Genomic DNA, 15,053 nt, shown 5'->3' on the forward strand with positions numbered 1-15,053 from the left:
TTTACATTTCTTAACCTTTTCTTAACCTTTGGATATTATTCTTATGTAAAGAAAGGAAAGGTGATTGACATGACAGAATTCATTTTAAAAACAAATGAATTAACAAGGACATATAACAGCTTTAATGCATTAGATAATGTATCAATTACTTTGGAACCTGGAAAAATATATGGGTTAATTGGACGTAATGGAGCCGGAAAAAGTACATTAATGAGGGTCATAGCAGGGCTTAGTTACCCTACATCAGGAAGTATGGAACTTTTCGGAAAAAAAAGTGCGAAAGCCATCCAAGCTGAACGTAAAAGAATCGGTTCTATGATAGAATCTCCCAGTCTTATTATGAATATGACTGCTAAGGAAAATATGAAAGCACATCGGACTATGAGAGGGATTCCAAATACGGAAATAGAGGATGAACTTTTACAATTAGTTGGACTTAGTGATACAGGGAAAAAAAAGGTTAAAGACTTTTCCCTTGGAATGAAACAGAGATTGGGTATAGCCATTTCACTTATCAACAATCCTGAATTGTTAATTCTCGATGAACCCATTAATGGACTTGATCCGCTCGGAGTCAAAGAGGTGAGAAACTTACTGATAAAGTTATGTGAAGAGAGACACATAACTATCCTTATATCGAGTCATAATCTTCCTGAGTTATTTCAGGTGGCAACGGATTATATAATTATTCATGACGGAAAGATAAAACAGACCTTAACTCTTGATCAATTAGAGAATCGATGCAGGAAACATATACTCATAGAATGTGAAGAACCTGAAAAACTGTTGAGTATATTAGAAACAGAATTTAATACAACAAACTTTAAAGTCTTACCTAATAAGACGATAAAACTATATGATCATGTTGATGAAAAGAAAAAAGTGGCGCAAGCTCTTTTCAATCATGGAATTTTGACCACGAATTTTTCCATAGAAGGAGATACATTGGAAAACTACTTTATTTCTGTTATTGGGGGTGAAGAAGAATGATGAATCTCATTCAATCTGATTTATATAAATTAAGAAAATCAAAAGCGATCAAAATATTATTTTTAATTATGTGGATCGCTGCTACTGTAGTAGCTTTAGTGTCATATTTAGTTGCACAAGGAAAAATTGATCAGGAATTAAGCGGACCGCTTTCTGGACTGACGGATATCATGATGGTAGCAATTGTCGGACCATTTTTAGCAGGGGTCTATATATGCGGTGATTTTGATAATAAAACAATACATGATGCCATTTCTTCATGTGGAATCAGCCGGATAGTCGTGATCATAAGTAAAGCAATCGTATACTATTTACTAGTAATGTTAATGCTTGTGCCATATGCGGTTGTGACATTGATCGCATTTGCTACTGGGGCCGAGTTCGCTCATCCATTTGCTGCATCAGTTTTCCTTAGTATTTTAGCAAACGAAAATGGCTTGGATTTAACTCCCTTGGTTTTTGGAAAAATGCTTGTTATCATGATTGTTATGTTACTTGCCTATGCATCAGAAATGACTGTATGTGTGCTCCTATCCTTTTTATTCAGAAAGTCTTCATTAGTTATCTTTATCGGGTTTGGAGCAATATTAGTCTTACAAATACTTGGAGGTTTAGGAAGTAAATCTGACGTAGTGAATAATATTTTATCCTATACACCTTTTTCAATAGGCAGTTCAGTCTTGACAATGGATGCAGGTACAGATGTGATTTTGAAAGCTATAGGTGTCAGTTTGCTGTTTTGTGTGTGGTTTCTAAGTATTACGAATGGAATTTTTAGAAAATCAGAAGTTAAATAATTGGAAGGTTGGTTAAAAAGTGGAGATTGTAGTTGCTATTCTGACGATATTAATTATTTTATTAGTGCTTTATATTGTTTTAATACAGCTGCAACTTCGCAACATCAATTACCAGCTTGAAAAACGTTTGACTGAACACACTCGTCAGCCTGTTAGTGTGGAACTGATTAATAAGGATCTGAATAAACTAACAGTTAATATTAATAGATACCTTAAGGCGGAGGAGAGTCTCCGCCTTAAGAGTATTCGTGAGGATAGAAAGTTTAGAGAATTAATTGTTAATATCTCGCATGATTTACGGACACCTCTAACTGCAATAAAAGGATACCAACAACTAGTCAAAAATGGAGAATTATCATATGAACAGCAGAAAAAACTTGAAATTGCTGTAAAGCATACAGATGAATTGGAAAACTTAATTCAGTATTTCTTTGAATATACCTATCTTACTAATTCGGAACCAGAGATCGATCTTGAAAGAACAAATCTTAACAATCTTGTGGCCGAATCTCTTGTAGCATTTATACCAATACTAGAAGAAAATAATTTGGCTGTTCAATTTAAAGAAACCTCACCCATATTTGTTCTGGCAGATAAGAAAATGGTTAAGAGAATCATTCAAAATCTTATTCGGAATTGTATTCAGCACTCAGAAGGAGATATTGAGGTTAGGTTACTATTATTGAAGGATAGAGTTATGATATCTTTTAAAAATCCGATTAAGGATGCTTATAAGATTGATGAAGAGCAGCTTTTCGATCGTTTCTATACAGGTGATAGGGCGAGAAATAAATCGACTGGATTAGGTCTGGCGATTGTAAAACTTCTTGCAGAACAAATGTGCGGAAGTACAGAGGCGATCGTAGAAAGCGAATCACTGGATATCAGAGTAAGTTTACCCCTATATAAAAATCAATGAAGGGTTGAATCGGTTAATCGTTGAAAGTATATATCATCTTCACTTTAGGCTAAACGTGATTTGTTAGAATGATAAAATGCAAGTAGGTGCAAGTGATGGAGTGGAAAACAATTAAGGTTAGATTTGAAGGTCCTGTTTGTTATATAAAGTTTAATCGCCCTAATGCAAAGAACGCCATTAATAATTTGCTGATTGAAGAATGTCATAGAGCCATTATCTTATGTGAGAAGAGAAGCAGTGTTGTTATTTTCGAAGGGTCGCCCGAAGCGTTTTGCTTTGGTGCGGATTTTAATGAATTTGAATTTAACTGTAATAATGAGAAACAAATAGCAACCCGCCCTGATTTGCTTTATGATTTGTGGTTCAAAATGGCGAGCGGACCATTTATCTCAATATCACATGTGCGCGGAGCTGTAAATGCTGGCGGAATAGGATTTGTTGCTGCCAGTGATATTGTAATCGCCGACGATACTGCGGTTTTTAGTTTATCGGAGTTACTGTTTGGGCTTTTCCCAGCAATGGTTTTGCCTTTTTTAATTCGTAAAATAGGCTATCAGAAAGCACATTATCTGACGCTTATGACAAAGCCGGTGAATGTAAAAGTGGCACATGACTGGGGAATGGTAGACGAATATCACAAAAATAGTGACAGCCTTTTAAAACGACAGCTTGCTCGTGTTATAAAACTGCCAAAGTCCGGAATTGAGCAATATAAGAACTATATGATGGAATTAAATGATTTTGTCATGAAGAGTAAGGATCAAGCTGTTGAAACAAACCGTACAATTTTTTCTGATGACCATAACTTGGAGAGAATCCGTCTTTTTGTGGAAGAGGGGATATTTCCATGGGAGGGGTGAACAATGGGTAATTTGACAGTTGAATTAATAGAGATAAGGCCAGGTGTTGCACTAGTAAAGATGCAAGACAGAGTAAATAAAAACACGTTTACAAGGGAGTTAGTGCTTGGGCTTGAAGAGGCTTTTAAAACAATAGAAGAAAACCCACATTTTAAAGTAGTGATTATTACTGGCTATGACAATTACTTTGCATCAGGCGGAACGAAGGAAGACCTAATAGCGATTCAGGAAGGCAAGGCCAATTTTGACGAATCACCTGGAGATAAGAATATATATAGTCTTTCGCTGGATTGCAGAATTCCGGTGATTGCGGCTATGCAGGGACATGCGATTGGGGGCGGTCTGGCTTTTGGAATGTTTGCTGATTTTATTATTTTATCAAGAGAAAGTGTATATACAGCTAACTTTATGAAGTATGGTTTTACCCCAGGTTTTGGCTCAACTTATATTTTTCCTATAAAATTAGGGCTAACTTTGGCGGAAGATTTTTTGATGAGTGCTCGTACTTTTCGTGGTTCTGAATTGGAAAAAAGAGGTGCGCCTTTTGAAGTATATCCAAGGAAAGAAGTGATAAAGCGTGCTTTAGAACTCGCAGAAATAATAGCTGAAAAACCAAGAATATCATTGGTTACATTAAAGGATCATCTTGTTGCAGAACATCGTAAAAAGATTCCTGAGATCATTAAACAAGAAGTGGCAATGCACGATTTAACATTTCACCAGCCGGAAGTTAAAGAAAATATTAAGAAATTGTATAATTGATCCTCTTTATATTTGTTTTTAGTCCTTCTAGATTAATTTATTAATGTAATAAGTCATTCGAAATTAATGTTTCACCCCCAGATGAATGTCTCCTCTGGGTTTTTTGTCGTTAGGGAATTATTGTGAAAAAAATGAATTTATAGTAATATCAACTTAAATGTTGAAAGTTTGAGAAAATTTAGCCATTAGTATTGTGGTAGGAGGAGATAAAACACTGTTATAGGAATTATATCTTCTAAGTTAAAGTCATATAAAAATAGTACGGTAGGTTTAGTGTGAGGATAAGTGTCATTTTTAGAGCTTTACTTTTTTAGAGTAAATCACTATTTTAGTCTTATAATATTAAAGCCTAAGTTTCTTCTCCCTTATTCCTTCTGGAAAAAAGGATGTAAATGTGATAACTAGCTTTTGTGTTGATCTTATATTAAAGAATCATATTGTTGTGTAAAGTCTTTCTTTTTTAAATGAAAAATGCTCTTACTCTATTATTATGATTGATGTTGGAGTGAACAATAAATAGAAAGGAACGAATGTTAATATGACTGATAACGAAATTTTTGAGGTTCTCAAACAAAATATTTGTGAAATTGTTCCAGAAATCGAGAATGTGAAGATTACGATTGAGGATAGCCTACGAGACTTAGGTGCTAACTCGATTGACCGAGCCGAGATCATTATGAGTACATTAGAGTCTATTAAAGTCTCTATCCCGATGGTTGCATTTGGCGAAGCGAAAAATATTAATGAAATTATTCAAATTATAGCAGCAGGATTGAAGAAGACCATAGTGAATGGATAGATAATTAGGGCGGATATACTTATGTTCTTTTTTAGGAGTGTGGTAAATGGATACTCATAAAGTAGCAGTAACGGGTCAGGGGATTGTCTGCTCAATAGGTCATGATTGCGAAGAATTTAACAGTGCTTTAAAATTGGGTATTTCAGGAATTGGCAAGCTGGAAAATATGAATCTTGAAGGCCTTAAGGTAAATGTTGGAGCTGAAGTCAGAAATTTTTCGCTAAGTAGGTACTTATTAGATAAATCTTATCCTGTAGAACTGCTCAGTAGAGTTAAATCTATTATGAGACGAATGCCGCTAATAATGGAGACTGTTGTTGCTTCGGCTCTGGAAGCTTTTTATAGTGCTGGATTAAGCTGTGGAGTATCGACTTCAGATCGAATGTCAGTATTGGTAGCAGGAAGTAATTTTTCTCAAAATCTTCACTATAGGACTGCATCAAGATATAGCAGTTCATTAGAATATCTTAGTCCAAGCTATGCATTGCAATTTTTCGACACCAATTTTGTTGGAACTTTGAGTGAACTATTTGGGGTGCATGGTGAGGGTTTTACAGTAGGAGGAGCTTCTGCGAGTGGAAATGCTGCCTTGCTTCAAGCATACAGACTGATTAAATCAGGTTATGCGGATGTTTGTATAGTAGCAAGTCCAATGGCGGATTTTTCTCCAATTGAATTGCAGGGATTTTATAATCTGGGAGCAATGGGGGGAATTCGATTTGAAAAAGATCCCAAGTCAGCCTGCCGCCCTTTTGATAAAGATCATGAGGGATTTATTCTTGGACAGGGGAGCGGGAGCCTTATTCTTGAATCGATGGAATCCGCTAAGAGAAGAAAGGTCAGAGTTCTTGCTGAAATAATTGGCGGCTCAATCGTCCTCGATGGTAACCGCCTTTCGGATGCAAGAGTGCAAGGCGAGACATCTGCTATGTTAAAGGCACTTAAGGATGGGGATATTACTTTAGGTGATATTGATTACATTAATGCACATGGTACTTCTACGCCTTTAGGAGATGAAATCGAATTAAATGCAATTAAATCCATCTTTAAGGATGAGATAAACCGAATTTGGATTAATTCCACTAAGAGCTTGACGGGTCATTGCCTTTTTTCAGCGGGTATTGTCGAAGCTATTGCATGCATACAACAGTTGAATAATGGATTTATTCACCCAAATCTTAATCTTAATTGTCCAATTGATTCAAGTTTCCGGTTTGCTGGAAAACAATCGACTCAGGCCAATATACATACTGCAATGAGTAACTCATTTGCATTTGGTGGGATAAATACATCTATTATACTCAAAAGGCATGAAAGTTAAAGGTTAGTTGAATGGCTAACCCAAAGAGAAGGCTGTTCGAAAAAATTAAAGGATGGAAAGTGGGGATGCAAAATGAAACGTTTGCAATTATTTGAGTTTATGGATTTTGAATGGTTTCCTAAATTTTTAAGAGATCTTATTACAGATGTCCTTAACTCTATGCTAAAAAAAGGATCACCTTATGATGATATTATTCCGGTGATAAAAAAGGTAATGAAAAAGTCAGACACAAATCAGATTGTTGATCTATGCTCTGGCGGCGGCGGACCTTGGCTAGGAATGATTGATACCCTTCAAAAGGAAGATGAGTCTGTGAAACTAACCCTAACAGATAAATTCCCAAATAAAGAAGCAATTGAGAGAATTACAAAGGATTGTAATAATAAACTGGTATATATACCTGAATCAGTTGATGCAGCAGAAGTACCTGCCGATTTAAAAGGGATGAGAACTATATTCGGGGGATTCCATCATATGAATTCTTCTGATGCTAAGGCTATTTTCAAAAATGCTGCAGAGAAGCGTCAGGGAATTGTTGTTGGAGAATCAATGTTAATGCCTCCCGGGTTTGCATGGACTATACTTCCTATTTTAATTCTATTATCTCCATTATTCTTAATTTTTTATTGGATTCAGTTTGCTAAGGTTATTAGAGGGGACATTCAGACTATTTTTGCAAGATTGATTTTTACATACTTGATTCCGATTGCTCCGTTAGTAATGATGTTTGATGGTTTTGTATCAATTGTGCGAATTTATACAAAGAAGGATTTAGAAGAAATCGTTCATTCGATTGAGGCAGAGGGCTATACATGGGAAGTGAACATGGTGCAAACAAAAAAAAATCAACCGCCTATCGTATATGCTGCAGGTTACCCCAACCAAAATGAGTTACTCAAGGAAGAAGGAAATTAAATTATGGCAGATGCGATAAATAGTAAATTATTAAAACAGTCACTTTTTACTATTCAGAAACTGCGTAATCAACTGGATGATGCACAGAAATCGAGCAGTGAGCCTGTAGCAGTCGTTGGGATGGCTTGTAGATTCCCAGGGGGATGTAACTCTCCTGAGGAATACTGGGAATTACTAAAGACAGGGAATGAAACAATTATCGACATTCCTGAAGATAGATGGAGTGCAGATGATCATTATGATCCATCACCGGAGACTATTGGTCAAATGTATGTCAAGCAGGGAAGTTTCTTAAAGAGAGATGTGTCTGAATTCGATGCGAAGTTTTTTAAGATATCTTCGGCTGAAGCTAATTCAATGGATCCTCAGCATCGTCAGTTGTTGGAGGTTTGTTGGGAGTCATTAGAGAATGCAGGACAAAATCCAACTGAACTTAGAGGAAGTAAAACAGGGGTATTTATAGGGATTTCAGGAGCATGTGAGTATGCCATGCTTCCTCAGGATAAGTCAAAAGTAAATCAATATATTGGGACTGGTACTACTTCTAGTATCGCCTCAGGAAGAATATCTTATGTCTTTGGCCTGAATGGACCGTCTTTATCTATTGATACTGCGTGTTCTTCTTCGTTGGTTAGCACACATTTGGCTGTAGAATCATTGCGGCGCGGAGAATGTAACATGGCATTATCTGGCGGTGTCAATTTAATGCTTTCACCGATTGTTATGTCAAATTTATGTATGATGGATGCGATTTCGAAAGATGGAAGATGTAAGCCATTTGATGCTAATGGAAGTGGATACGGGCGTGGTGAAGGTTGTGGAGTACTAGTGCTAAAGAGACTTTCAGATGCAGAAAGGGATGGCGATACCGTCTATGCGGTGATTCGCGGCGGTGCAGTAAACAATGATGGATCCAGTAGTGGTCTAACAGTTCCGAATGGGAAAGCACAAAAGATGGTTATAGAGTCAGCATTAGACGCATGCTCTTTAAAACCTGAACAGATTAGTTATCTTGAGGCTCATGGCACTGGGACTCCATTAGGTGATCCGATTGAAATTGGGGCAGTTACTGAGGTTTTTGGGAATAAAAATGGAGAACAAAGAGATAATCCCTTAGTCATTGGAGCGGTTAAAGGAAATATTGGGCACCTTGAGAGTGCAGCGGGTATTGCCAGTGTGATCAAAGTAGTTCTTAGTCTTCACCATAAAGAGATACCACGTGTTGTTAACTCTGATATTCCTAATCCGAGAATTAACCTTGAAAAAATTCCAGCAGTGCTTCCTCGTGAGCATATAAAATGGGAGGTATCCGGAGAAAAAGAAAGAATAGCCGGTATTAGCTCATTTGGATTTAGCGGAACAAATGCACATATGATTTTATCGGAAGCGCCATTAAGGGAACTTTCTTCAAAAAACAATTTTCAATCCTATACTTTATTTTTAAGCGCTAAGGATGAAAGAGCATTAATTGAGTTAATTTCTAGATACGACGAATACTTTGTGAAACACCCTGAAGTAAATATTGAAGATGTTTGTTATGTTACAAATGCATGTCGTTCGAGTTATATCCATCGTGCTGTATTTGTAGGAAATAGCATTAAGGATTTCCGAGAAGGATTTTTACAGGTTCTAAATGAAGCTGAAAAGAGAAATACCATTTATGTCGACAGTGATACTTATAGCAATAAATTGGCATTTCGAATGCCATTTAATGTATTGAAGAATAATAATGTTTATACAGCAAGAATTAATGAGCAGTTCCCACCTAAAATTGCCTTTGTTTTTAATGGCAATACGAATAAAACTCTAGAAAGTTCAGTTCACATTTACAATTTATTCCCGATATTCAAACATGAGTTTAATGAGTGCTTGAAGCACTTTGAACCATATTATGGAAATGGGCTTATCGATGCCTTTCTGCATAAAAAGTTTACAAAACAAAAACAGAGATATATGTATCTCTTTGCTGTTCAGTATGCCACGATGAAGCTTATGGAATCATTAGGGGTTAAACCGGAAATCACTTTTGGTGAAAGAACCGGCAACTATATAGCTGCTATAACGGCGGGAATTATGAGTGTTGAATCGGCAGTAAAGCACTTTGTAGAGGCTCAGAATATTATTAGTAAAGTAAACGGAGCAACTCATTACAGGATTTTTGCCGATAGAAAGAATGCAGAAGAGATATTAAATAGATTCATAGGCAAGGTCCATATTTCTGCAATATATTCGAAAAACGAATTTGTGCTATCTGGTCAGGCAGAGGATATTAATAGAGTAGTTTTAGATTTCCAAAGTAAGGGAATTAAAACAGTTGAAGAGGACGAGTCTGACTGGCCATCTGGACTTTACGAAAATTATGCAGATGATTATGGTCATACAATTGCGGATGAAGTTTATTTCAAGCCTAAATGTCGTTATATTTCAGAAAGTTCAGGAGAAACCATTCGTAACTCTCAAAGACTTACTACTGATTACTGGAAAAAGGAATTGTTTTCACCGGTGCAGTACGAGAAATCATTAGAGTTTCTTTATCAGCAAGGCTATCGTTACTTTGTGGAGATAGGTGATTCTAGTTGTCTGAAAGAGAGTAAAACGACAATGTACCAAAAGGATGATGTGGTACATATTCCATTAATCAGTGATGACCAGAATAGCTTATATAAAATGCTGCAGGGAATGGCAAAACTAATATGTCTAGGAGCGAATATCAATTGGCAAAGCTTTTATGAAGGGTATTCTTATTATAAGATTATTTTGCCAAACTATCCTTTTGCCAAAACAAAGTATTGGATTACTCAACCAGATGCTGGTTCCTTTAAAGAAACAGATTTAAAATTGAGCAATGCTTTAAAAGGAAGGAAAATCAGTCTACCTTACAGACATAAGCAATATGAATATACCCTCTCTTATAAGAATTTACCGGAACTTATTGATAACTCGGGAGTAGTACATGTGGGTTACTATTTAGAAATGCTTGCAGATACGATTGGAAACCTTTATGGCATTGTGAAATTCAGTTTGAATAAAATGGAATTTATAAGTCCGATTATGGTATTTGAGGGTGAGATGAAAGATATCTTACTAGTGTTAGAAGATGATGATGGAATAATTAAGTTCCAGTTCTACAGTAAAAATCATGAGCAAATCAACTGGAATCTTCATGTTCAAGGAAATATGACATTAAAAGAAAATTCTCTTGCAGCATATGAGTCATTGTCAGTGGAATCTATTATTTCTGTATCAGACATGCATGATTCTGGAGAAGACTTTTATAAGCTACTGGAAGAACGGGGATTCCATTTTGGACCGTCTGTACGCTGGGTTGATGAGATATGGTATAAAGAAGGGGAAGCTTTAATCAGTATTAAACAAAATACCAACTCCCGAGATGACTATGCATTATATTTACATCCGGGCGTTATTGACAGTTGTGCACAAGTATTCAATTTTATCCCAACAAGTATCTCGTCAGAAAGTAAAAAATTTATGATTTCAAATCTTGGAGAATCAATTTTCAAATCGATCAATTACAAAGGAAAGCTGTTTGCGCAAATTAGGATTTCAGAATATAACGACAAAAGTATGCAAATCAAGGGAGATATAAAAATCCTTGGCGAAGATGGTAAAACCATTATTATGATTGATAATGTCATTATGAAGGAATTCGATGAAGAATACTTGGGAGCAATGAAGGAGCTTTTGGAATCAACCTCTGCATTTCAAAATGAAGAAGACAAAAACTTCTTAGTGAAATACTCAAAGGCAGATCATAAGGAAAAGGTTGAACGTTTAATAGAATATGTACGCGGTATCCTCGCTTCAATTGTGGAAATGGAGCCTGAGGAATTAGATGTTAATGAGCAGCTGGATAATTTCGGGTTAGACTCCATGATGGGATTACGTTTCCATGGTAAGCTTTCACAGCTTCTTGGAGCAGAGTTTTCATTTGTTGAAGTAATTCAATCGACAACTATAACATCGATGGCTTTAGAACTGACTAAATTTCTTCCTGGAGGAGAATCATTTGCCGAGCAGCGTAAAATAAAAGGACCTCAAGCTGAGGAAGGTATAGAAAAATGGATCTATGATTATAAGCCAAACAGTGAGGCAAAAGTTCGTTTATTCTGTTTTCCATATGGATTTGGAAGTGCAGATATGTACAGGGAATGGAAAGAAAAGCTTGGTCCTGAAGTTGATGTTTGTCCAATTAAACTCCCAGGACTTGATTTTGAAAGAATGAAAGAAGAAACTCCGACGGATATCGATGAATTCATGGATACTCTTATAGATGCGCTTTCAGATGTTATTTATGACATACCTTGTATGACATTCGGTCATAGCTGGGGATCTTTATTCGCATACAGACTGGGAAACAAACTTTCTAAGACACCTGGTGTAAATTATGTGAAATTATTTGTATCTGGGTATACTGCACCCATTTTACCGAATACAAGTCTTATGCAAATTCTTGAAGAATTAAAATTGCTAGGTATCAATCATATTCCTGATTTTGAAGAAATAAAGGCAACATCATCTATTGACATGGTAAGCAGAGCCTTTTTATTAGGTTGGGGCGTAGAAGACGAGGTTACAGACGGCATGTTGGAAGGAACAAAATTAACACTGCCATTGATCATTTCTGCGTATCGAATTATTGAAAGATTCCAATATAATCATTTGGAGGAATTTAACGTCCCTATTATCGGTTTCCACGGAATTGATGACCAAAGGGTTTTATTTGAGGATATGAATGCTTGGGACGATATTACAACAAACTCATTTACACTTTATACAATGGCAGGCGACCATGTATTTATTGATAAGAGTCAATCAGAAGAAAGAATTCTTGAGCTTTTAAATAAAGAAATTTATGAGTCTATATACAAAAAATAGATTGATGGACTTAGTATGTAAAAAAATTAACTAACAGGAGCAAACAAGCCAGGATTTTTGAACCTTTGAAATTCTGGCAGTTTAATCCGTTAACTCCATAGTTCTTCGTTTAAGGATGAAAGCAGGAAGGTTTTGTATTTTGTCAGCCGGATAATTTTTTAAAGAAAAGAGGTAAATTATGATTAGTTCACCAATTGAAGTTAAAAGCATAAAAAAGTCCTTGCAAGGACGTGAAATTTTAAAAGGGATAAGCTTCAATGTTGAAAAAGGAGATATTTTTGGTTTCATTGGGCCAAACGGTGCAGGAAAAACGACAACAATAAGAATTTTACTCGGGTTATACGCAGCGGATGAGGGCAGTGCTTCAATTATGGGATATGATGTTTCTAACGATGAATCAAGAAAAAAAGTTGGCTTTGTCATTGACGGAGATGGATTATACGATAACATGACAGCTGAAGCGAATTTAGGATACTACTTGAAAATATATGAAAAGCCTGTAGATAAAACGCAAATAAAAAAAGTATTAGATCTGGTGGGGCTGGCTAATAGGGCACAAGATAAAGTTGGAACATTTTCAAAAGGAATGAGACAAAGACTTGCCTTGGCAAGAGCTCTTGTTTATAAACCGGAAGTCCTTATTCTTGATGAGCCAACATCCGGAATTGACCCTTCTGCCCAATTGGATATTAGACAAATTTTACTTGATCTTGTTCATAAAGAGAATAAGACGGTTTTGTTGAGTTCGCATAATATGGATGAAGTGCAAAAAATTTGCAACAGAGTTGCTTTGCTTAACAATGGTGAAATTAAGCTTTATGGACGTTTGGATGAATTGTGCAGACAGGTAGGTAAGAACATCATTACCGTGCATGCCAATACCCTGATTGATGATCGTACAAAAAACAAACTTAAGAGTATGAAGGAATTTGGACTATCTAAAATAAATGAAAAAGATCTTATTTTTACACCTTCAGGAAACATAAAAGTTCCTGATATTATTAATATGCTTGCAAAAGAGGGAGTTGAAGTAGAGAGAGTATCTAAAAACGATGCTTCATTAGAAGATGTGTATAACAAAATTGTAAGGAGCGATGTAAACCAATGAGAAGAATAATGGCAATTATCAATGCCAGTTTGAAGAGTATCTTTCAATTTAAGTCATTGATAATGGTTTATCTAGGAATCGCACTTATATGTACGGCTGTTATTGGTATAGTTGGGGCTAAGCTCATCATTGAACCTGCATCCGGCAGAATTGATGAAAATACGCTTGTCCATTACATCGGTATTCTTGGGTATTGCGCCGCTGTTGTTTTAACAGGGATTAATTATTGTGTTTTATTTTCAGTTCCTTTAACACGTGAAAAGGTTAATAAAAATATAGAATCTCTTTTAGCTACAATATCCAGTATTAAGGAGATTTGGATTGCGAAAAGTATTGCGCTTTTCTTGCCTGGGTTTTTATTGGGAACGATTATTCCATTATTTTTAACTTTGATTTTTAGTTCAATTTATTTATCCTCAAGTTTTGTTGTGTTTTCAAATGTTTGGATTGTTCTATGCACATATTTTGCAGTACAGGTTATCTATTTATGTCTAAGCTTATTAATCCATTTTGTCGGACTTATTGGAAATACTGAGGCTGGCAATGTGATAGCGACCATATTTTTACCGGTATTTGCAGGTTTGGTTATTAATCTTTTGGCACGTCATATTTTAGACATAAATTCTTCTGTATTTTTCATTTCGAATATCGGTCTCGCAGTAATTCTTTTTATTGTATGTATAATGTTCCGTTATAAATTTAGAAAGGAGAAAATTATTTTATCATGTCAAAAATAAAATTTAATCGAATACAAGTGGTTTTTAAGAGAGACTATGATGAATATATCAGTTGGAAATCTTATAAGATTCTTTTGCTTATGTTCCTCGTCCTTACAGCAGTAGCAGTTGTTTCTATTAATTGGTTATTACCTGATCAAGCCCTAATTTCTTCAGATGTTAGCGGAACGATTTCTTGTACTATTATTTCCAATATCCTTTTTATGCTGGCACTGATTCCACTCGTGATAAGCATACCGTTTTTTACAAGCGGTACATTTACTAAAGAAAAAGCAAACGGAATCATCTCATCCCTTTTATCCACTCAGCTGAAGCCGATTGAAATATGGATTGGCAAAAGTTTTGCTGTTTTTTTGCCGAATTTTCTTGTTTCAATTCTATCGCCATTAGTTGTTTTGCTGGTCGCAAATAATGTAATGAGCATTTCGGTATCACTGCTGCTATCTATCTTTTTAATCACCCCCTTATTATTTTTAGGATTGACAGTACTAACGATTCAGTTGTCTATGATCTACTCTTCTGAAATGTCAATCGCACCTTCTTATCTAACCGCATTAATATTATTAGCGGGCGTACCTCTAGGGTCGATCACAAATTATCTAGATATCACATCTTGGAAATTCACATTCATTTATTTGATAATAACAGTCTTCATGTGGGGATTAGTTGGAGGGTTTTCATTTTTTCTATCAAAGGAACGTATCATTCTATCTAAATAGAAAATTCGTTTTGAAGGTGAAATGCAGACAGATGATTCTATTATATTCTATTCTATACGACTAAGTCCAGAGCATGGTGAAAATCGTTTAGTTCATTTTCACTTTTTTGGGCTTTTTTTACGGAGAAAAAATAGCCATTAATGGATATAAGTGATATAATAACCAGGAAATTATCCCTACATGTTTGTGAGAAGGGAGCTTTTTATACATATTTCAATATGCATTATTAG

General features: G+C 35.6%; 12 protein-coding genes. All 12 read left to right on the plus strand.

What is annotated here, in order from left to right; translation table 11 throughout:
• The first annotated feature begins 69 nt into the window (after positions 1-69).
• The 12 genes from P3L57_RS03625 (at position 70) to P3L57_RS03680 (ending at position 14,823) form a co-directional block, all read left to right on the plus strand.
• Entirely contained in the window at positions 70-990 is a 921-nt protein-coding gene (locus tag P3L57_RS03625) for an ABC transporter ATP-binding protein (protein ID WP_044152747.1), read from the plus strand.
• Entirely contained in the window at positions 987-1,787 is an 801-nt protein-coding gene (locus P3L57_RS03630) for an ABC transporter permease (protein ID WP_044152745.1), read from the plus strand. The genes P3L57_RS03625 and P3L57_RS03630 overlap by 4 nt, the downstream gene beginning before the upstream one ends.
• 19 nt (positions 1,788-1,806) lie before the next feature.
• On the plus strand, positions 1,807-2,706 hold the full coding sequence (locus tag P3L57_RS03635) for a sensor histidine kinase (RefSeq protein WP_044152743.1): 900 nt from the start codon (positions 1,807-1,809) through the stop codon (positions 2,704-2,706).
• 95 nt (positions 2,707-2,801) lie between these two features.
• Entirely contained in the window at positions 2,802-3,566 is a 765-nt protein-coding gene (locus tag P3L57_RS03640; RefSeq protein WP_044152741.1) for an enoyl-CoA hydratase/isomerase, read from the plus strand.
• A 3-nt stretch (positions 3,567-3,569) separates the two neighbouring features.
• Positions 3,570-4,328 carry a polyketide synthase gene (locus tag P3L57_RS03645; RefSeq protein ID WP_059293356.1) on the plus strand — a complete coding sequence of 253 codons (759 nt, stop codon included), beginning with the start codon at positions 3,570-3,572 and terminating at the stop codon, positions 4,326-4,328.
• A gap of 538 nt (positions 4,329-4,866) precedes the next feature.
• On the plus strand, positions 4,867-5,127 hold the full coding sequence (locus P3L57_RS03650; RefSeq protein WP_059293355.1) for an acyl carrier protein: 261 nt from the start codon (positions 4,867-4,869) through the stop codon (positions 5,125-5,127).
• A 46-nt stretch (positions 5,128-5,173) separates the two neighbouring features.
• A complete protein-coding gene (locus tag P3L57_RS03655) occupies positions 5,174-6,448 on the plus strand; it encodes a beta-ketoacyl synthase N-terminal-like domain-containing protein (RefSeq protein ID WP_059293354.1) in 1,275 nt (424 codons plus the stop codon).
• Positions 6,449-6,520: 72 nt separating this feature from the next.
• On the plus strand, positions 6,521-7,363 hold the full coding sequence (locus tag P3L57_RS03660; RefSeq protein ID WP_044152732.1) for a hypothetical protein: 843 nt from the start codon (positions 6,521-6,523) through the stop codon (positions 7,361-7,363).
• Positions 7,364-7,366: 3 nt separating this feature from the next.
• Positions 7,367-12,259, plus strand: a complete 4,893-nt coding sequence (locus P3L57_RS03665; RefSeq protein WP_083244581.1) for a type I polyketide synthase — start codon at positions 7,367-7,369, stop codon at positions 12,257-12,259.
• 178 nt (positions 12,260-12,437) lie between these two features.
• Positions 12,438-13,367, plus strand: coding sequence for an ABC transporter ATP-binding protein (locus P3L57_RS03670; RefSeq protein ID WP_059293353.1), 930 nt, complete (start codon positions 12,438-12,440; stop codon positions 13,365-13,367).
• Entirely contained in the window at positions 13,364-14,104 is a 741-nt protein-coding gene (locus P3L57_RS03675) for a hypothetical protein (RefSeq protein WP_044152728.1), read from the plus strand. The genes P3L57_RS03670 and P3L57_RS03675 overlap by 4 nt, the downstream gene beginning before the upstream one ends.
• On the plus strand, positions 14,092-14,823 hold the full coding sequence (locus P3L57_RS03680) for a hypothetical protein (protein WP_059293352.1): 732 nt from the start codon (positions 14,092-14,094) through the stop codon (positions 14,821-14,823). The genes P3L57_RS03675 and P3L57_RS03680 overlap by 13 nt, the downstream gene beginning before the upstream one ends.
• The last annotated feature ends 230 nt before the right edge of the window (positions 14,824-15,053 follow it).

The sequence above is a fragment of the Bacillus sp. B28 genome, from assembly GCF_029536185.1.
Taxonomy (GTDB): Bacteria; Bacillota; Bacilli; order Bacillales; family Bacillaceae; genus Bacillus; species Bacillus halotolerans.

What these genes read in the sequence shown, in the direction of transcription:
- P3L57_RS03640 (WP_044152741.1), top strand. Translation starts at nt 2,802, where the DNA reads ATGGAGTGGAAAACAATTAAGGTTAGATTTGAAGGTCCTGTTTGTTAT.
- P3L57_RS03630 (WP_044152745.1), top strand. Translation starts at nt 987, where the DNA reads ATGATGAATCTCATTCAATCTGATTTATATAAATTAAGAAAATCAAAA.
- P3L57_RS03660 (WP_044152732.1), top strand. Translation starts at nt 6,521, where the DNA reads ATGAAACGTTTGCAATTATTTGAGTTTATGGATTTTGAATGGTTTCCT.
- P3L57_RS03625 (WP_044152747.1), top strand. Translation starts at nt 70, where the DNA reads ATGACAGAATTCATTTTAAAAACAAATGAATTAACAAGGACATATAAC.
- P3L57_RS03670 (WP_059293353.1), top strand. Translation starts at nt 12,438, where the DNA reads ATGATTAGTTCACCAATTGAAGTTAAAAGCATAAAAAAGTCCTTGCAA.
- P3L57_RS03650 (WP_059293355.1), top strand. Translation starts at nt 4,867, where the DNA reads ATGACTGATAACGAAATTTTTGAGGTTCTCAAACAAAATATTTGTGAA.
- P3L57_RS03680 (WP_059293352.1), top strand. Translation starts at nt 14,092, where the DNA reads ATGTCAAAAATAAAATTTAATCGAATACAAGTGGTTTTTAAGAGAGAC.
- P3L57_RS03655 (WP_059293354.1), top strand. Translation starts at nt 5,174, where the DNA reads ATGGATACTCATAAAGTAGCAGTAACGGGTCAGGGGATTGTCTGCTCA.
- P3L57_RS03645 (WP_059293356.1), top strand. Translation starts at nt 3,570, where the DNA reads ATGGGTAATTTGACAGTTGAATTAATAGAGATAAGGCCAGGTGTTGCA.
- P3L57_RS03665 (WP_083244581.1), top strand. Translation starts at nt 7,367, where the DNA reads ATGGCAGATGCGATAAATAGTAAATTATTAAAACAGTCACTTTTTACT.
- P3L57_RS03675 (WP_044152728.1), top strand. Translation starts at nt 13,364, where the DNA reads ATGAGAAGAATAATGGCAATTATCAATGCCAGTTTGAAGAGTATCTTT.